We start from the raw sequence: 19,609 nt of genomic DNA on the forward strand, positions 1-19,609 counted from the left end.
CTCATATTTTGAATTAATGATTTCCGATCAATGGCTTTGACATATTTGTTCGCAGAACGTATACTGTGAAAAGAATTTTTTGTTGCTGAAAATCTGTTTATCAATTCAGTGGCAGACGGATAAGGAGTCAGATTTGCTGTTTTTTTTAATTCTTTCTGCGGGTGAATCGTCAGGCAATATGGAAGATCATTGAAACTTGTCAGACAAATGATCATGATCACAGTAATACGAAAAATGAAAAGAATTCTTTGTTGTTCTTTCTTCATTCGAAAGGTCAATTCATATTTCGAATTGCTGTCATGATCAGCGATTTGAAAGGTTAGTAAATATTTAGAATTGCAGTTCTATGACAAAAAAAACACAAAGTGATTACAATTTATAAAATCAGGAGTTACTCGATGAATAAAAATATTCGGATTCGAAATGAAGAAAAAGATGATTATGTAAAAGTTGAAGAAATCACAAGGAAAGCTTTTTGGAATTTATATATGCCGGGATGTGTGGAACATTATTTAGTTCATGTTATGAGGTCCCACGAAGATTTTCTGCCGGAATTGGATCTGGTGATCGAAGTGGATCATCAAATCATCGGAAATATTATGTACACAAAAGCGAAATTGGTTGATGAGTCCGGTGAAGAAAAAGAAATCCTTACCTTTGGTCCGGTTTGTATTTCGCCGGAATACCAAAGAATGGGATATGGGAAAATGCTCATGGAGTCTTCTTTTGAGAAAGCGGTATCGATGGGCTATGATGCGATTGTGATATTCGGAAATCCAAACAATTATGTAAGCCGTGGTTTTAAGAGCTGTAAAAAATACAATGTATGTCTTGAGAATGGTACATATCCGGCAGCTATGCTGGTCAAAGAGCTGAAGCCGCAAAGTTTTGACGGAAGAAAATGGTTTTATTTTGAAAGCCCTGTGATGAAGATCGACGAACAGGAAGCTGTGCGTTTTGATGAGAGTCTTGAAAAAATGGAGAAGAACTTTCAACCAAGTCAGGAGGAGTTTTATATTCTCAGTAATTCTCTTTTACAATAAGAGTTTATTATAAGATCATCCAATTTTTAAACTGGGATCCATTTTCGTATGAATCGGAAACACTTGTTATGGTGAAGCTTTTGCGCAATGCGCAAAAACTTCATATCAAATTACCATCTGCAGTAAATGAGTAATGACAGAATCGCAGCGGTCGGGATAAAGGTGCTGTGTGAGATTGTCCTCAACGATTTCAAGAGCGATTGAGATACAGGGATAATTCGATCCTGAAAAAACACGTAAACTGACAGCAGTAAGATTTTTGTGGCTTTTTTTTCTATAAAGTAGAACAGTAATTCGAAATATAAAAAAATCTTTGTTGTTCATATAGTTTTCCACTTTGCGCAAAACTATATGAACAACAAATTTTCTTGATTGATTCGAAATGTCAATCCATATTTCGAATCGTTGAAAATAGAAAGGTTTATATGATCGGTGCCATTATCGGGGATATTGTCGGATCACGCTTCGAATTTCACAATTATCGAAGCAAGGATTTTGATCTGTTTGGGAAAGGCTGTTTTGCGACAGATGACAGCATCATGACGCTGGCTGTCGCAAAAGCGATTATGGAAGCGATGAGTGGCGAACAACCATCCAACAGCGATACCTGCGATGCTTTTTATGACCGGCTTTCCACGTTGACTGTGAATTACATGCAGGAAATCGGGCGCAAATACCCGAACTGCGGCTATGGCGGGCGATTTTACCCGTGGGTATTCAGCAGCGATCCGAAGCCGTATCGAAGCTATGGTAATGGCGCGGCAATGCGGGTGAGTTCTGCAGGATTCGTGGCTAAGTCTGAATCAATGGCAAAACGCCTTTCGGAGGCGGTGACCGCAGTGACGCACAACCATCCAGAGGGCATCAAAGGTGCGGAAGCGACAGCCATCGCGATTTATATGGCTCGGCATAGCTCCTCAATGGATGAAATTCGCGAGCGCATCAACCGGGATTATTATGATCTGAATTTCAGAATTGACGATATTCGCGCTGCGTACCGGTTCAACGAGACATGCCAGCAGACGGTTCCCCAGGCAATCACCTGTTTTCTGGAATCCACCTCGTTTGAAGATGCGATCCGCACAGCCATTTCTCTTGGCGGGGACAGCGACACGATCGCCGCGATCACCGGCGGAATTGCCGAGGCGTACTATGGTGTTCCGGATTCAATCCGGGAAAAAGCGCTGACCTATCTGGATGAAGAATTATTGGCGATTTATCATGAATGGACCAATTTTTCATCCGAATCAATGAATTGACATTTTTTCTCCCTGATAAAAACAATCGCAGGAAATCCGGATAGGAATGTTAAAACGGAAGGAAAGATGACGCAAACCAACGGAAGGGAAATCAGAATACAGCTATGAAAGTTACACTTTCCAGGTTTACTTATGGAGGGGATTGTGTGGGCAGCCTGCCGGATGGACGGGCTGTTTTTGTTCCGGATACGCTGCCGGGTGAAACCGTGGAAATTGAATTGATCGAGGAGAAGCGCAGCTATGCCCGAGGAAGAGCGCTCGAAATTTTGGATCCATCCCCTTCGCGCGTTCAGCCCTTCTGTCATCATTTTGGAGCCTGCGGAGGTTGTCACTATCAACACATGGGCTATGCAGATCAATTGGCTGCGAAAAAGCTGGTTCTGAAAGACCAGTTTGCACACATTGCCGGAATTGTCGATCCGCCTGTGGAGGACGTTATTCCCGCTCCGCAGACGGTCCACTATCGAAACAGTATGCAATTTCATGTTGATTGTGGTGGGAAAGTCGGGTTTCGTGCGCGGGCCAGTAATACGATCATTCCCGTTACGGAGTGCTTTTTACCAGTTTTGCCAATTCAGGAGATTTGGCCGCAGTTTCATTTTCGACCTGCAGCTTTCGAGCGGCGTTTTGAAGTCCGCTGTGGAACGCACGACGAAATTATGCTGGTGCCCGACGGGGATGCGGATAATTTCCCGGAATTAAAGGAATTCCAGGCAGCTCTCTTAGCCGACCGTAATTTTGTCAGTATGACCGTGCTGGAGAAAGCGTTTCGTGTCAGCTCCGGATCCTTTTTCCAGGTCAATATCCCGGTTGCCGAAGCGATCATCCGCCATTTGCAGCAATCGCTGCCATTTTCCGAGGAGATGCAGCTGCTGGATCTTTACAGCGGTGTCGGATTGTTCTCCCGCTTCTTTGCGGCTCAGACTGCTCGAACTGCGGCGGTCGAACTATCCGCCAGTGCCTGCAGCGATTATGCGATCAATCTGGCGGATTTTCCACAGGCAGTGTGTCATCAGGGCTCTGCCGAAAAGATTCTGCCGCGGCTGCGGATGAATTTCGATCAGGTCATTGTTGATCCGCCGCGTGCGGGGCTGATGAAGCGTGTGCTGGAAACGTTGATCCGCATGGGGCCGCAGCGCATTGCCTACGTTTCCTGCGATCCATCGACATTGGCACGGGATGTGCGGCGGCTTTTGGCTGCCGGATACCAGCTTGACCGCATCACACCCTTCGATATGTTTCCGCATACTTACCATGTCGAGACGGTTGTTCTTTTGTCCAGAAAAATTCCTGATGACCAGATAGGTGTGGATTTGATCTAGGATGATCTGGACGCTACATCCGCCGAAAGCGAAAATGCTAGAGTACGCATCGGATCTCCATTTGCCGTGAAAAGGATTATATAAACCAGAAATTCGTAATATGAGAAGAAATAATAGTAGTTGAGTTGTTTTTGCGCTTCGCGCAAAAACAACTCAACTACCAGTTTTCTCTCTTTATTTGTCAAGTATGCCCATATTTTGAATCGCTGATATTGAACCGAACTTTGTTTTCTTTTCAAGAAGAACTACACTCAGCACCATGACATCCATCAGGAACTTGACACCGGTCATTTTCAATATCATTGCAAGCATAACGTTACCCCCAGTCACAGTCACAGCCCGTTACTGTTCCACATTCTGTTTTTCCTGCTCAGTTACATCGCCGAAATCTGTCTGCAAAAAATACTCGTTTTGGGGAATCAGCATCTGAAACTGCGTCACGGTATTAATGGAAATGGCGGCGTTTTCAATAGAACATTCCAGAAGGTGTCCGCCCATGGTATAGTCTTCCGACAAAAAGTGGAGATGGTACCCGGCAAGATTAATTCCGCTTAAATATTCGGGACACCAATATCCCACCAAGGTACCCGTAACGTCTTTGTATTCAAAAACAGTCTGTTCTTCCGTTACTTCGGACAAAAGGGGGTATGGTTCCGTCTGCGAGGGAACACTGCGCGCTTCTATGTACGAAAAGGTACCGTGAATTTCAATTGCGTAAATCTCGTTTTGACTTGGAAGCAGGCTGCCAATCGTCTCTTGGAGCTTGTTATAATCACTGACAGAGCTTACATCAGACTGAATATCGGTATTGAACTGCGTTATCATAGCAAAGGGGGTCGTCACCGACAGATCCGGTTGCACCACTTCGCCGCTGGATAATACCTGATAAACCGTACCGTCCAAAATAACCATTTCTCCGTCCAGCGCGTCAAAGGTGCCTATGCCGAAATCGCCGTGTTGGAGGAGCTCTTCAAGCGTTAATTCCCCGTCATATACGCCCTGCATCAGCGCGTCGAGCGTCGATACCTGATAGAGTATATCCTGCGCCCGTGTATTCCCCGTACAGCCTGTCAGTAAAGCGCACACGATAAAACACACCAGTAAAACTTTCACATATTTTTTCATCTGGTTTATCTCCTGTTTATCGATCGTATCATTTCGGTCATGGACGCGGGGCAAATCAGGACGATATTCAGCAGATCGTCAGAACGTCGGTACACCCCATAACCACAAAAATCCCTTTAGCTATATGCAGGATTGTTGCCGCGATACAGTCCTTTTTCTTCTGCTCAATCACTACTTTTGGACCATTGCCGCTGACCGCTGATCACGCTGGTTTGTATTCATACTGTCTCGGTAAACGAGAAAGCGGCAGACTAAAAATTCTGTTGCCATGTTGATTAGCATCGTGCCAAACAGGACAATATATTCATTCCAACCCATATTTGTCAGCGCCACGCCCCACCAGGTGGACAGCGGTGTAAAAATTGCATAATAGATGGCAATCTTCAGCATTGCCTTCGGCACATTCGTTGTAGATTTAAAAGTAAACTCACGGTTCAGCGTGAAATTCCAGAGCACTGAGAGCGTCAAAGCGATTAAGTAGCACGGCCAGTACGGCCAATGCAGCAATTCGTTCAGCATCGTAAATGTCAGCGCCTGGATAATCCCGGCAGAAGCTGAAAACAATACAAATTTAACTACCTGTATTAGATTCTCTTTCTTTGACACCTGCATATGTTTGCTCCATATTCCTGAACTGCGCATTTTGGACATTAGTCCAATTTTACACATGAAATAAGTCGATTTCAACAGAACAAAAATAATCGGTACACCCCGGGGCTCCTTCAAAAAAGTTATTTTCTGCTTAGCCTCCTCACCGATATGCGTTACATAAGACAACAGGTCTTTTGCAACGTTCAGGTGTTTTGCCAGGATCTCCTAATCTCCTCCAGCTTTGTTGAGCATATTAATGAAATCGGAGTTGTCGAGGATGTTTTCGATTTCGCGGAATGTTAAAAGGTCTTTTACGTTTTGGGTGATGGCGGTTGGAATACTGCCCCATTTGCGAAAACGTTTCCAGATCTCCACAGAATAAGCTGTGCTTTGTTCTTCCCTTAGCATCAGGTGGAAATCATCCTGATAAAACCAGGTGGTTTTCTTGGCTGCCCGTTTGCGGGTGACCCGGTTCCAGACCTGATCCTGAATCACCAGCATCCCTAATTTCTTTAGCTATTTGCCCAGTTCGCGGATATCACAACATATCACATAGAGACGGTAATATTGATAACGAAGGTTTAAAATTGGGTGCCTCAAAAGGCATTTCCAATTAGCATCCAAATTTCGAATTGCTGTGTTTAAGGTTGCAGGGTTAAAACTTGAAAATAAAGCAGAAGATTTGATGTCATGGTCATTCGAAATATGAAAAGTATTCATTGTTGTTCTTATGGTTTTGCGCTCTTCGCAAAACCATAAGAGCAACAAATTCTCATGTTTGCTTTGTAAAGTCAATCCATATTTCGAATTCCAGATGAAAGAAATTACACATCAGATAATGAAAATTGAATTCAATTTTTGTAGTAATTGATGCTTATAATAGGATTAAATTCTATAAAAATTACCAAAATCTTATAGGTTTTTTCAGCGAATGGTATCCGACCTGCGGAAGGGGTAAGCATATCATACTCAGTCGACGAAATTGAAATTTAATGCTTTTCAGAAAAAAGAGGTGACAAGAGGATGGATTATAACAAGCTACTTGACCGTAGTGATAATTGGCTGAAATATGCGATCCATCATCACTTGCTTCATGAGCCAAAGGATACTCTTGGGGAAATCAGAAAAATGGCATTGGCTGATGATCGTATTCAACATTTCCTTACAAGTGCTGCGAATTTTCATGAGAGTCTGGTGACAAATCATAAAAATCCCGAATTATCGATCAACAAGCTGCTATTTCTGCTGGACCTTGGGCTGGATACGGAAGTACCGGAAATAAAAAAGGCCGTTGATGAAATTCTACAGCACCGGGACGAGCACGGCATCTATCAATCGCTGACCAATGTACCGAAGCATTTTGGCGGTGCGGGCGTGGATGTTTTCAGTTGGTGCCTGTGTGATGCTCCGCTGCTTTTACTAGCTTTGGTAAAAGCAGGTTTGGATTATCAAGAATATGTCAAGCCCGGTGTTGACCATCTGGTATCTTTGTGTCGTGAAAATGGATTCCCTTGTGCTGTCTCTCCAGAGCTTGGCAAATTTCGCGGCCCTGGAAGAAAGGACGATTGTTGCCCATACGCAACGCTGATAATGGCCGATTTATTATCCTATTTACCGGATTATAGGAATTCCCAGGTTGCAGTTTCCACCGTTAAAGTACTACTTAGCCTGTGGGAAAACAGCCTGAATCAACATCCGTATATGTTCTATATGGGGACGGACTTCCGTAAGTTGAAAGCGCCATCGTGCTGGTATGATATTGTCAGCGTAGCCGGAGTACTAAGCAAATATGAATTTTTGCGGGATGATCCGCGTTTCCTTGAAATGATTGCCCAAATAAAAGACAAACAAGATAAGAAAGGTTTTTTTACACCTGAATCGGCCTACCAGAAATTGAAAGATTGGGATTTTGGGCAAAAAAAAATGCCGTCTCCTTATTTGACCTACTTATGCTATCGAATATTTGAACGCCTGGAATACTGATAATATATCAAGGAACCTTACGTCGCAATTACATCAGCAATTCGAAATTTGGAGAAGTATATTTTATTTTGTCAGAAAAACCTGCAAGAGCAGAAAAAGGGGACACGATGGAAAACAAGGCGTTAGTCGTTATTGACATTCAGAATGATATTACAAAACACTATAAAGACATAATCGGTGCGATCAACACCGCCATTGATTGGGCGGTGGCAAACAATATCCATGTAGTTTACATCAAGCACAACAATCTTTCGGATGGCACCCGCACCTTCAAGCCGGATACCAAGGGCGCGGAGCTCGTACCCGAGATGAAGGTCGTATCGGACAACATCTTTTTGAAGACCAAGGGTAATGCCCTGACATGCGAGGCATTTGCCGAGTTCATTGAGAAGAACCGTATCAACGAGTTTTATATCACTGGCGCCGATGCCACCGCCTGCGTGAAATCTACCTGCTTCAACATGACAAAAGCAGGCTTCACCGTGCATGTCTTTTCCGACTGTGTCACCAGTTACGACCTGAAAAAAGTGGATGAAATGCTTGTCTATTATGCAGATAAGGGGTGTGAAGTTAAAACGTTTGCCGAAATTATTGGAAAGTAAGGAAAGCGAAAGAGAAAGCGGTTGTACATAGTCCTGTAGGGCGATCTATGGAGTGACCGATAAGGTGACAGATGCAGAAGAAAAATATTCGATGACAGCAATTATAAATATGAAAAAGAATTGTAGTTGTGTTGTTTTTGCGCTCCGCGCAAAAACAACACAACTACAAAGAATCTTCTCCATATAAAAAGCCTGAAGGACAAATGTGTTATTGTGCGAATTGGAAATAATAGGAATGGTTATTGATATATAAATGAGTGATTATCAGATTGCAAATTTATCCCCTATAACCCTTGCGGTCTAGAGGGAGAAAAAATATAATGTTTAGAAATCTGTCTGCGAATTTTCATGCAAAGCTAAGTTTCAATGCATATCGAGGCTGTGGCTTGATATCCAGGAACGATGAATTCTAAAAACAAGAGGACCACCTATGCTATATAAAGGAACGCTGATTGCTGTGACAGACATGGAGAGAAGCAAAAAGTTCTACCATGACGTGTTGAATATGAATGTCGTCAATGATTTCGGAGCCAATGTCGAACTGGAACATGGTTTGTATTTGCAGGAAAAAGAGACGTGGGTAAAATTCATCAACAACAAAGCGGTTCACTTTCAGCATAATGCCGGTGAGCTCTATTTTGAAGAGCAGGATATGGATTCATTCTTAAAAAAGCTGGAAGAAACAGCGGTTGCGTATGTCCATCAACCGCTCGAGCATCCCTGGGGGCAAAGAACAGTCCGTTTTTATGATCCGGATCAGCACATCATCGAAGTCGGCGAAGAGATCAGGGGCGTCGTAAAACGTTTTCTTAATCGTGGGATGTCTGTTGAACAAGTAGCTGCGTATATGGATGTGCCGGTTTGTTATGTGCAAGATTGTCTGCAGGGTTAAGTTCTTTTTCCCATTCGGACTGGTCTGTTCCTTCCCCCTTCCGACCATTCAGAATGCTGTCAGCCTCAATTTTTCGAACAATGATTCGCATACCAGTCTCTATCCGTACTTTTAAGATAATACGCAAAAAAAAATAATTTTTCGCCAAACTGTAGAAAGACAGTAATTCGAAATATGGAAAAGCCTTTTGAGAAAAAAGAGAAATCCTGTTGTTGTGGTGTTTTTGCGCGAAGCGTAAAACTATTAAAGAACTAAGAATTCTTTTCAAATTTCGAAGCGTTGACAGGAGTGAAATAGGATGAATCTTGACGGTCCGCCTACCTTCCAGGGAAGCATAAAGAAGATACAGATTATTTCCAACAATATCTGCTTTGCACCTCGTCCTGAGCCTGACGAAGAAGTTGAACAGCGTCTGACAATCAATGCTGATGGTGGCGTATGGTTCTCCGGCTATACCTTCGGCCAGGGTTTTCATAATTATCTGTGCGGACGCAGGAAGAACTTCACCATTGGAAAAGAAGCCGCTGTTCCTATCTTAGATGCAATCGGCACTTATTTCAGCGATGCGCCGGATATGGTATTTGTCACGGATAGCGGCCGCTGGGATGTGACCATCACCAACACTGCGGGTAAACCATATCAATTTGCAGGGTCGATTGGTTTCGATCTAAATGTTGACGGTGTTGACCTCTCCGATCTGATACGTGATACACTCAATATGCCGGACTTGTTCTTGTTTGATGGAAATTCCAAGCCGGACAGCGTCAATAAAATCTCAATAAACTACCATCGAGTCACGAAGATAAAGCCCAATGTTCCCCTAAGTGATTCGGTGGAATACTGCACTTGGGATTACTCAGAGCAGCTCATTCTCGACAGAGAATCTGAATCCCTGGAACACATTCAACAGTTCGGATCAGGTTGTATCGTTTCGAAAAAATATTATGTACAGGATGGCGTTGTAAATTTGCTGGATAACCTCGACGCCGACAGTTTATTTGCGCATATATCCGGAAATTCTCCGGACGATTTTACCGATCCGCTCGAAACAAAGAATTATGAAATCACGGTAGACTTCAAAAAACGATCGCAGCTTATGATCAAGGGTACTTTTGATAAGAATGGATTACCCGGGGATTTTCCAGAATTGGCAGAGAGCATTTTTGATTTTATGCAGTTCTATGGGATTGATGAGATGCTCAATCCCGCTGTTTACACGAAAGCAAGGCGCAAGATCAATGATTCCATCTTTTGCAGCGTGGAATTTTATGATTGCGGTAAAAGTTATTACTACGCAACTGATGACGATTCGCTTAAAAATGGAGATGATGTTTTGGTTCCCGTTGGAAAAGATGGGCATAGCGCCATTGCGAAGATTATTCGTATTGAGTATTTCCAGGCGGATAATGTCCCGTTCCCGATGGATAAGGTAAAGCGGATCATCCGGAAGTGCACCGATGATGATTTTAACATATCCATAGAAGCGAATATCCAAGAAAATAAAAGTATTGAGCTGGATAAAATCAATCCTATGATTAAAAAACGATTCGACATCAAAGATCCCATGGTTTCTTTTGAAGAATTCGAGCTATGTAATGAGGAATTCTCTCGTGTAAAGGTAAAAGTTTGGGCTGAGTTATCAGAAGGTTGTCTGATAATCTCAGGTCAGGACTTAGGTGAGGCCGCTGTGGTTATGTCCGGTGAGGAAGAATATGAGTATTTTTATAAATTTGACCAGGAAAACACAGAGCTCTTATTAGCTTTGTCAGCCCCCAAAAGGGAGAATATTAAAGAAATGCTGCTGCAGAAGTTTGGCGGAATGGATGGCTGCAGCTTATTGCGAGAGTTTTGCAATGTCAATAACATCACCTACAGCTTTTTTTCATGTTAGATATTGGGCTGAAAAAAAACGGTTTACGAAATAATCATCAACATTTCGATATTTCGAACAACAGATGAAAGAAATTTCACAACCGATAATAAAAATTGAATTCTATTTTCGTAGGAATTACTGTTTATAATAGGATTAAATTCAATAAAAATTACTTAAAATCTTATAGGTTTTTTCGGTGAATGGTATCCGCCCTCCGGAAGGGGTAAACATATAATACTCAGCCGACAAAATTGAAATTTAAAGTTTTTCAGAAACAGGAGGATGGATTATCACAAGCTCCTTGACGCTTGTGATAATTGGCTGAAATATGCGATCTATCTTCACTTGCTTCATGATCCAAAGGATTCTCTTGGGGAAATCAGAAAAATGGCATTGGCTGATGATTGTATTCAACACTTTCTTACATTTTCCATTTGCACTAAACAATACTCATCTGCATTTTTTGTCTGAACATTCCAGACCGTATATCCAGAAAAAATTCAATCTTTTTTCGAAAACATATTTTCTAACAGGAGGGCAGAATTTATGAACAAATATTAAGAGTCAGCAGTTGGAAACACCTATTGCCGAAAGGCAGTATTGCGCTGAAAAAGCGAAGATACGAAAAGAAGCATAAAAAAGATTTCCCGGAAGAGAACCAAAACAGGTTCCTGTTAGAATCTGCCAGGGCTGAATGGACACAATGGTTTGCAATCATTCCTTTTGGGCTTTTCGGTTTATTTGTTCCTGTTAAGTAGAGTATATGGTGATCTATGTATTGCTTGTCAATCTGCCTTGTATCATTGCTTAGCGATACACTATACGATGAGTTCTGAGATTGCTCAATAGAATGAAGCGTAAGGGCCAAGAGATTCATATTAAAAAAAAGAGGTAACTGAGAATGACACCAGTAATTAAAATCCTTGTAGTAAATGGCAGTCCCAAAGGCGAACACAGCTTAACCCTTCAGCATAGCCTATATATGTTAGGACAGGAAAAAAATGTTGAGTATAAAGTCTTAAAGGCAGGTGAAGCCTTGTCCAAAATCGAGTTTGAGGAATCCTGGCTGGAATCTGCAATGGGTGATATCGAGTGGTCTGATGCGATTATCTGGAATACACCTGTCTACACGATGCTGGTTCCCTGGCAGCTGATCCGTTTGTTCCAATTGATCAAAGCAGCTGGCAGGAATTCAATATTTGAAGGGAAATATGCAACCAGTATGATGACGTGCTTCCATTATTATGATCAATTGGCAGAGGATTGGCTTCGCGGTACGAGCGAAGACCTAGGCATGTATTATATCGAAGGGAGTACGGCTGATAATTTGGACATGCTCAATAAGACTCATCGATCCAGCATGCGGTTTTTTATGGACGACTTTGTCAGTTCTTGTCGAAACCGATATCCAGTGGAACGCAAGTTTATGCCTCTACCGGAAACGAAATCACCTATATTCTCGCCGGGCCAAATGACCGTGCCGCAAGCAGCAGATCCTGATTTGGAGGAACCAAAGCTGAGGACAGTACTGCTGACGGATGAGATTCATAAAGATGGGAACCTGTCCCGGATGCTCGACGTGTTCATGGATGCCTATCCCCATACTATTGAAGTTATCGATATCAATGACTTTCCTTATGAAGCAGGCTGTCACGGTTGCCTCAAGTGTGAGTTGGTGGGAGAATGCGACCGCAAGGATGGGTTCCAAGAATTCTACCTTAATCTCGTCAATACCTGTGATGTGCTGGTATTTGGCATGAACATTGAGGATCGTTACTTGAAGCCAATCTGGAAACTCTTTTTGGATCGTACCTTTTCAAATGGACACCGAACAAGTATGATGGGCAAACATACCGCTTATTTGGTGGCTGGACCGCTCAGATCTCTACCTAATGTCCGGCAATTTTTGGAAGGAAAGGATAATGTCGGGCGTGAGAATGCCATGTTCATTATCGGTGATGAGTATGAGGATTCACTTTATCTTGAAAACTTACTAAGAAATTCGGCAAAACGCCTTTCACAGGCAGCCTTGGCAAAATACCAAAAAAGCATAAATTTCCTTGGAGTGGGCGGAATAAAAATATTCCGTGACTTGATCTACAGCATGAGAGGTGTAGTTGGAGATGACCATCGTTTTTACAAAAAAAATGGACTTTATGACTTTCCGCAGAGAGATTTGAGAAAACAGCTTTTCAATCTTATCATGGGCATGGCCTTCAAGCTAAAAACGGTACGTATGCAGGCATTTGAACGCATGCCAGAAATGTACATCCAGCAGCATAAGCAAATTGTAAAATCCGGTAAGGAATAAAGCTTGTGACATATCGTTGAAATACAAAGAAGTATGGAGCGTGGATAAAAAAAGCATAAAATCCTTAAGCCTGAAATTGATATTTATCACTCTTTGTAACTCTTAAATTTCGAATTACTCCTTGATTGTTGACTTCAATAATTCTCTTGAGTATAATAACGGGGGATAAGGGAGTAGTTAACACAAAAATAATTGTGTAATAAAGTCAACATACTGATAATATATATCTGGCTTTATTTTAAATAATGAGACTTATCTGCAGTCCTTTTCTGCAGATAAGTCTTTTTAATGGAAATTATTTCGATAAGAAACCAGCGATTCAAAATTTCTCTTTATTCAAAAAGCACGTCCATATTTCGAATTGCTGATCAAAAACAAAGAGAATTGAAAATGAGTTTAATTGAGTTATTTATTCTTGCAATAGGTTTGTCGATGGATGCATTTGCAGTCGCTATTTGTAAGGGACTGGCTTTAAAGTCAATAACATTTAAAAAAGCAGGCACTGTAGGTTTATATTTTGGAGTCTTTCAAGCTGGAATGCCTTTAATAGGGTATGGTTTAGGTGCCCAATTTCAGGATAAGATAACAGCTTTTGATCATTGGATTGCTTTCTTTCTGCTTGGGTTAATTGGTTTTAATATGATTAAAGAATCACATAACAATGGATGTGAAGTTTCAACTTCACAGGAGTCATGTGAAAATGCAGATGCTTCATTAAATTTTCGAACGATGTCTGTTTTGGCAATAGCAACAAGCATCGATGCATTGGCTGTGGGTGTTTCTTTTGCATTTTTAAAAATTGATGTGTTACCTGCAGTTTTATTTATTAGGATCATAACCTTTACGTTATCAGTGATCGGTGTGATGATTGGCAATATTTTCGGATTAAGATACAAATCCAAGGCAGAATTAACAGGCGGAATCATACTCATGTCGATTGGATTGAAGATCCTATTGGATCATACAAATATTCTTCTTGTTCAGTAATTCGGAATTTTCACTTATCTTTCTGATTTTAAGATTAATAATGTAGTTGTTACCCAAAGCGCGACAACTACATTTGATTTTCTCCTGAGTTTCTCACTTTTTGAAACAAAGTCCCTTTTTACTCTCAAATTTGGAGGTTTCAGGGCACTAAATCGAGATACTCAGTGGTACACACATGGCAATTTGTCCTTGCGAGGAGGGTATAAACCCGACGAAGCAATCTCTTTTCGGGTGGCACATTTTACTCAATACAGCGTGGAGATTACCACGCCCCTGCGGGGCTCGCAATGACAAAAGTTGTTTGGCTCGCAATGACAGAGTCCACAACTTATGATTTCCAATTTTTTTATTACTGGTTATTTTTTCGAAACCTTTTTAAAAAAGCGGTTGAATAAGACAGGGTTTCTGTTGTACAAACATCCACACAATGACCGCAGCCGACACATCGCAGCGAAGTGACCGGTTCTCCCTTTAACGCTTGGATTTTTATATCAATGGCCATTGGACATGCGATATTGCATTGATTGCAACCAATGCATTTGGTTTGATTGGTAATGATTTTCTGCCCGGCGAATTTCCCGAAAATTCCCAAAAGCGTGCCGAGCGGACAATAATAGCAATATCCTCTGCCCGTAAAAACGATCCAGAAAAACATCATCATCAATAATTCGGCGCTCAGATATTTGTAATTCTCCAGCTTACCGATCAGAAGATAGTCTTTAAATACAGTTACACCCAACAATAAGAGAATCCAATAAGCTGTAAAAAATAATCCAAGGATTAACATAATCCACTTGAGGATCGTTAAAAACCTGACTGTTCTGGGCTGAACTTTTTTCTTTTTGCCGATCAAAGGAAAAGCGGGTGCAAAAACTTCAGAAGCAAAACCGTTGAAAAGGCATAGCGTTGAACATTGCCAGCGTCTGCCAAATAAAAACGTCCCGATCACCACAATTCCGCTTACCACCAGATAAAATACCAGCGCAGCACTGATCCCCGTCAGTCCCCATAGCGGAAATCTGCTGGCATAAAACGATGAATTCTCAAATAATAACTGTAATGGTGCCGTAGTCCAGGGCAAAGGCATCGCAAAAAAATACAGCTCATTATTACTTAGGATCAACGGAGTGACGATATGAACAACCAGGGCTGCGATGATAAATCCGATCAAATTCCGTTTTACCATGCGCGTCCGTTTTGTTCGTTTAACGATTCGGATGGTCAGAATACTGGCTGTAATGATCAAAATCGTTTTAATCCAGTTTTCATAAAAGTGCCAGGCCGATGTAATAAATTTCGCAACAGGTTCCGGTGCGGTCTTTACATAACTATAATTTAATCCTGCAAGAATAATACATAAAATAATATACAGCCAAAGAATTATTTTAAGAAATAATACGTCTTTATTTTTTTTATTGGACATTCGATAACTCCCTGGTAAGTAAGGTTGAGATAACTATCATACGAACATCATAACGTTTTTTGAATCATATCAGTAAATTGGAATTTGCAAAGACTTTTTGAAAAAAGATCGGAATTTGTTGTTGTTTTATTTTGGAGCTTCGCTCCAAAGTAAAACAACAACAAACAATCCTCTCAAAATTGAAAAATACAGGGAAACAACCGCTGGGATAAACAGATCCTATTATCAAAAAAAAAGAGCATTCTAAGACAAGCAGTAATTTGAAATATCAACTAACATTTCGAATAAAGAAAGAGAGTGTGTTGTTCTTATGGTTTTGCGTTTCACGCAAAACCATAAGAACAACACAGAATTCTTTTCATATTTCGAATTACTGGATGACAAGTGGATAAGCCACGATGTGTTATTCTTTTGAACGGGAGGTGCAATATGTATGCTTGGAGAGCAATCCAAAATGTTTTGGACTATATTGAAGGAAATTTGTCAGAGGATTTAAAAACTGAGAAGCTTGCCCATGCAGCTGCATTATCTCCATACTATTTTCAACGATTGTTTGGGCGACTGGTAAAAAAACCGGTTAATGAATATGTGAAGCTGCGCAGGTTGGAAAAAGCTGCGGAAGAACTGAAGAATGAAGCGAGACGAATCCTTGATATTGCTATGGATTGCGGTTTTTCGGATCATGCCAATTTCACGCGTGCGTTCAAGGATGCATATGGCATTACGCCAGAAGAATACCGAGCTCACCCTGTTGTGCTCAATCATTTCATAAAACCCGATTTGCTGCTCAAGTATGCCATTGTCGATGAAGATGTTCCTTTCATCACAGATGACATGGTGGTTGAAGTGACTCGGCGAAAGCTGAATGAACCATGCACATTTATCGGAATAAAAGGCGAAGTCCCTGTAACAGAATTGGCAGGCGGCAAGACTACCGGCGTCTCTACAGCTGGAATGATTTGGGATGAATTTCACCGGCAGAAACCAAATATTCCGCAATTATTTCCAGGCGGAAAAGAACTGGGTGTTTTCTACCATGGAGATGCCCGCGAAGGCTGCTGTACCTATATGGTTGGAGCTGAAGCCAGTGAAGCTGAGGCGGCAGAGGATTATGTTACTTTTACGCTTCCAGACGGCGATTATGTCGTATGTAGCTTTGAAGCGGATAATTTTACTGAACTTATCGGATCGGCGATTTTCAAGGCTTCCTCGTTCATGCAAAACTGGATAAAACAGCACAATTTACGTTGTGGAAAATTCTCTGCTGAGATCTATTATGATCATAATCCGGAAACAAGCTATATGGAGTTATGGCTGCCATTGAGCCCGTCGTCGCAGAATTTGCCAGAAACAAAAGCGAAATGGAACAAAGCCAATGGTTTGCAGAAGCCATCGATGGCACAATTATGCGATTATGTGAATAATCCATTGTTGGAAGACTTGTGCAGCCACATGGAGGCGGAATATCAAAGTAAACCGATGTTGGAGTACAGCCGATGTTCCATGCAGTTTGGATGGAATGTCAAATATAAAAAAGCTGGACGTACGCTATGTACGCTGTATCCGATGGAGGGATATTATATCGCACTCGTTGTGATTGGTGATCGTGAGAGGTTCGAAACCGAATCGATGCTTCCTTTTTTCACGACCTACACACAGCAGCTTTGGCTTGAAACGAAAACCGGTATGGGTCAAAAGTGGCTCATGATTCATGTAACAGATCATATGATATTGGAAGATGTCAAGCAATTAATCGCAATCCGACGAAATAAAAAGAAGAAATAATCTGAAAGGAGCTGTTCCATGCCAATCCTTGATTATAAGCAAAAGGGACAGATATTAACTATTACAACAATGACGATGATCGTCCTGCTGCTGAAAAGCTTACTCATATTATTATACTGATTATATCGTCGTAAACGGAAGGAAAATTAGTACACAATATCCTGTCAGTGATTCTATTTATGACAAAAAAATTTTTTTCTTTTTACGCTTTGCACAAAAACACCACAACAAACTTTCTCTGTTTATTTGAAATAAAGTCCATACTTCATTCGCTGTCTATTAATTGATTCGATATAATGGTTTAGAATTCGAATTATCATCAGCAATTCGTTATATGGGAAGGATTCTTTGTTGTTGTGCTGTTTTTGCGTTTTGCGCAAAAACAGCACAACAACAAAATTTTCCCTCTTCATTTGTATAGCAAGCCGATATTTCGAATCGCTGCATATGAATATACCATATTCAAATGAAGGGGAACCTTATGGAGAAATGGGTAAATCTATTTAGAAATCAAAAAAAAACATATTCACAGCTTGCATCTGACAATTGCTCAGTCATCAGAGCGTACAACGAAAAAATGTTATCTTTATTGAGTTTGATGGGCGGATTACTGATGCTCTTGCCGTTGTTGGCAACCCCTTTTAGTAAAACAAAATCTACAGCAATTATCCCATATTTGCTTTCCGATACATTTTTTTTTTGCGCTGTTCTTTTTATTTCGACATTCAATGATGAAAAAGTACACACTGATCGGATTTTATGCTGCTTTTTCCGTATTCTTTCTCTTGGCGATATTTCTCAGTGTAATTCACACACCTGATATGAGGGCGACAATTTTACTGGGAGTGTTCTGCATCATGCCATTCGGTTTCATCGACTATCCCCATCGTATGAATCGATTTGTGGCATTCTGGTTTGTGGTGCATACAATTTTAGCTTTTTACTTTAAACCAAAATATGCGCTTGATGATACGATCAACTGTTTGTGCTTTGCCATTCTTGGTTGTTTTCTCGGCAATATCATGGTTTGGGTTCGTTTAGAAAGTTATGAAGCGCGTCGTCTGTTGACCATTGAAAAAGAGACTGATGTACTGACAGGTCTGTCCAATCGGCGCAAGCTGTTTGAAATCCTCGCGAACTTGGAAACGGCGAATATCGAAAAGCCTTCCGGAATCATGATGATTGATATCGATCACTTCAAAGAGTTTAATGACAACTATGGTCATACTGCCGGTGACCGATATTTGAATTCTTTTGGCAAGGTGCTGAATGCGTATACACAGAATTTCCGCCTGCACTTCTATCGTTATGGCGGTGAAGAGTTTGTGGCATTGGCTTATGGATTCGACGAAAACAAATTACTTTCAATCGCCGAAAATCTGCGGATTGCGATACAAAACATGGAGATGGATGGCTATCGTAAAACCGTCAGTATTGGAGTTGCCTACTGCGGCAATCAACCAGTCCAAAATTATGAAAAAATCATCGATCAGGCGGATAATGCTGTCTATGCAGCCAAACATTCAGGACGGAATACAGTGTGTTTGGCGTTTACGAATTGAAAAGACAGGCAGATTTACGAATGGAATTCAATGAGAAGCTTCAACTTTTACGAAAACAAAAAGGGCTCACTCAGGAAGAATTAGCTGAGCAGTTATTCGTTTCTCGAACTGCTGTTTCTAAATGGGAATCCAATCGCGGTCTTCCCAATATTGATTCTTTGAAAGCCATTTCAAAATTATTCAGCATTACGATTGATGAATTGCTTTCCGGCGATGAGATTCTTCTGGCTGCTGAACAGGAAAAAAACGAAAATGCAAGGAGTCTTCGAACAATTCTGTATGGATTGTTCGATGTGATGAATCTTGTATTCTTTTTTATTCCGTTATTTGGCGAACAGAATGGGGATTTTATCGAATCAGTTTCTTTGTTTGCGATGAAGTCGTTGGAAAGCTATATGCTGGTTGCCTATGTCGTTATTTTTGGAATAACATCGGTTTTCGGAATCGTTGAAATTCTTTTACAGGATTGCCAGAATTATTTTTGGAAAAAGAATCACCCTTTTTTTTCCATGGCATTGACCATTGCCGCCACCTTATTGTTCATTTTAAGCCAGGAGCCTTATATCGCATTTTTCCAGTTTTGGCTCCTAATCATAAAGGGCTTTTTATACATGAAACAGCCTTAGCGCAATCAATATTTCATATCACTGAAACAAATCTTATGAGGTTTACAGATACTCGAAAACCTAAAAACGATTTCTCTTGAAAAACATTTTTAATCCACATATAATGCGATCATTCATAGATAGCGGCAATTCGAAGTATGGATGAAACCTTCGAATAACAAAGAGGAAATTTGTTGTTCTTATGGTTTTGCGTGCCGCGCAAAACCATAAGAACAACGGTTAATT

General features: G+C 41.1%; 17 protein-coding genes and 1 pseudogene. 13 read left to right on the forward strand and 5 right to left on the reverse strand.

The window, feature by feature from the left end:
* Nucleotides 1-398 precede the first annotated feature (398 nt).
* From ATC1_RS09870 to ATC1_RS09885, 3 genes are all read left to right on the forward strand, one after another.
* Nucleotides 399-1,043 (forward strand): GNAT family N-acetyltransferase, encoded by a 645-nt coding sequence (locus tag ATC1_RS09870; protein ID WP_062281219.1) that lies wholly within the window; start codon nucleotides 399-401, stop codon nucleotides 1,041-1,043.
* 425 nt (nucleotides 1,044-1,468) lie between these two features.
* Nucleotides 1,469-2,302: an ADP-ribosylglycohydrolase family protein gene (locus ATC1_RS09880; protein WP_062281225.1), complete on the forward strand. Its 834-nt coding sequence runs from the start codon at nucleotides 1,469-1,471 to the stop codon at nucleotides 2,300-2,302.
* Between the two features lie 104 nt (nucleotides 2,303-2,406).
* Nucleotides 2,407-3,624: a class I SAM-dependent RNA methyltransferase gene (locus ATC1_RS09885; RefSeq protein WP_082174741.1), complete on the forward strand. Its 1,218-nt coding sequence runs from the start codon at nucleotides 2,407-2,409 to the stop codon at nucleotides 3,622-3,624.
* A 174-nt stretch (nucleotides 3,625-3,798) separates the two neighbouring features.
* Here the strand turns inward: ATC1_RS09885 and ATC1_RS14840 are convergent, their stop codons facing one another.
* The 4 genes and pseudogenes from ATC1_RS14840 to ATC1_RS09900 form a co-directional block, all read right to left on the reverse strand.
* Nucleotides 3,799-3,936 carry a hypothetical protein gene (locus ATC1_RS14840; protein ID WP_154664743.1) on the reverse strand — a complete coding sequence of 46 codons (138 nt, stop codon included), beginning with the start codon at nucleotides 3,934-3,936 and terminating at the stop codon, nucleotides 3,799-3,801.
* A 30-nt stretch (nucleotides 3,937-3,966) separates the two neighbouring features.
* Nucleotides 3,967-4,803, reverse strand: a complete 837-nt coding sequence (budA, locus tag ATC1_RS09890; RefSeq protein ID WP_152024286.1) for an acetolactate decarboxylase — start codon at nucleotides 4,801-4,803, stop codon at nucleotides 3,967-3,969.
* 117 nt (nucleotides 4,804-4,920) lie between these two features.
* The gene (locus ATC1_RS09895; RefSeq protein WP_062281235.1) at nucleotides 4,921-5,361 is read right to left on the reverse strand and encodes a GtrA family protein; all 441 of its coding nucleotides are present in this window, start codon (nucleotides 5,359-5,361) and stop codon (nucleotides 4,921-4,923) included.
* A gap of 207 nt (nucleotides 5,362-5,568) precedes the next feature.
* Nucleotides 5,569-5,892 (reverse strand): annotated as a pseudogene (locus tag ATC1_RS09900) (VirB4-like conjugal transfer ATPase, CD1110 family); the annotation flags it as partial.
* 471 nt (nucleotides 5,893-6,363) lie between these two features.
* On the opposite strand from ATC1_RS09900, the gene ATC1_RS09905 reads away from it, so the two are divergent.
* The 7 genes from ATC1_RS09905 to ATC1_RS09935 all read left to right on the forward strand — a co-directional run bounded on the left by ATC1_RS09905 (nucleotide 6,364) and on the right by ATC1_RS09935 (nucleotide 13,988).
* Nucleotides 6,364-7,323 (forward strand): hypothetical protein, encoded by a 960-nt coding sequence (locus ATC1_RS09905; protein WP_062281242.1) that lies wholly within the window; start codon nucleotides 6,364-6,366, stop codon nucleotides 7,321-7,323.
* Between the two features lie 107 nt (nucleotides 7,324-7,430).
* A complete protein-coding gene (locus ATC1_RS09910; protein WP_062284070.1) occupies nucleotides 7,431-7,925 on the forward strand; it encodes a cysteine hydrolase family protein in 495 nt (164 codons plus the stop codon).
* Between the two features lie 430 nt (nucleotides 7,926-8,355).
* Entirely contained in the window at nucleotides 8,356-8,817 is a 462-nt protein-coding gene (locus ATC1_RS09915) for a VOC family protein (RefSeq protein WP_062281247.1), read from the forward strand.
* A gap of 298 nt (nucleotides 8,818-9,115) precedes the next feature.
* Complete coding sequence (locus ATC1_RS09920; protein ID WP_062281251.1) at nucleotides 9,116-10,708, forward strand: hypothetical protein; 1,593 nt, start codon at nucleotides 9,116-9,118, stop codon at nucleotides 10,706-10,708.
* Between the two features lie 524 nt (nucleotides 10,709-11,232).
* Nucleotides 11,233-11,448, forward strand: a complete 216-nt coding sequence (locus tag ATC1_RS15170) for a glycosyl-4,4'-diaponeurosporenoate acyltransferase CrtO family protein (RefSeq protein ID WP_407920572.1) — start codon at nucleotides 11,233-11,235, stop codon at nucleotides 11,446-11,448.
* Nucleotides 11,449-11,591: 143 nt separating this feature from the next.
* A complete protein-coding gene (locus ATC1_RS09930) occupies nucleotides 11,592-13,001 on the forward strand; it encodes an NAD(P)H-dependent oxidoreductase (RefSeq protein WP_062281259.1) in 1,410 nt (469 codons plus the stop codon).
* Between the two features lie 390 nt (nucleotides 13,002-13,391).
* Nucleotides 13,392-13,988, forward strand: a complete 597-nt coding sequence (locus tag ATC1_RS09935; RefSeq protein WP_062284073.1) for a manganese efflux pump MntP — start codon at nucleotides 13,392-13,394, stop codon at nucleotides 13,986-13,988.
* A 349-nt stretch (nucleotides 13,989-14,337) separates the two neighbouring features.
* On the opposite strand, the gene ATC1_RS09940 is transcribed toward ATC1_RS09935, so the two are convergent.
* Nucleotides 14,338-15,411, reverse strand: coding sequence for a 4Fe-4S binding protein (locus tag ATC1_RS09940; RefSeq protein ID WP_062281263.1), 1,074 nt, complete (start codon nucleotides 15,409-15,411; stop codon nucleotides 14,338-14,340).
* A 429-nt stretch (nucleotides 15,412-15,840) separates the two neighbouring features.
* Between ATC1_RS09940 and ATC1_RS09945 the strand changes: the two genes are divergently transcribed.
* The 3 genes from ATC1_RS09945 to ATC1_RS09960 all read left to right on the forward strand — a co-directional run bounded on the left by ATC1_RS09945 (nucleotide 15,841) and on the right by ATC1_RS09960 (nucleotide 19,384).
* Nucleotides 15,841-17,196, forward strand: coding sequence for a DUF3788 family protein (locus ATC1_RS09945; RefSeq protein ID WP_062281265.1), 1,356 nt, complete (start codon nucleotides 15,841-15,843; stop codon nucleotides 17,194-17,196).
* A 728-nt stretch (nucleotides 17,197-17,924) separates the two neighbouring features.
* A complete protein-coding gene (locus ATC1_RS09955) occupies nucleotides 17,925-18,758 on the forward strand; it encodes a GGDEF domain-containing protein (RefSeq protein WP_082174743.1) in 834 nt (277 codons plus the stop codon).
* 20 nt (nucleotides 18,759-18,778) lie between these two features.
* Entirely contained in the window at nucleotides 18,779-19,384 is a 606-nt protein-coding gene (locus tag ATC1_RS09960; protein WP_152024288.1) for a helix-turn-helix domain-containing protein, read from the forward strand.
* Nucleotides 19,385-19,609: the final 225 nt, after the last annotated feature.

The sequence above is a fragment of the Flexilinea flocculi genome (assembly GCF_001192795.1).
Classification (GTDB): domain Bacteria; phylum Chloroflexota; class Anaerolineae; order Anaerolineales; family Anaerolineaceae; genus Flexilinea; species Flexilinea flocculi.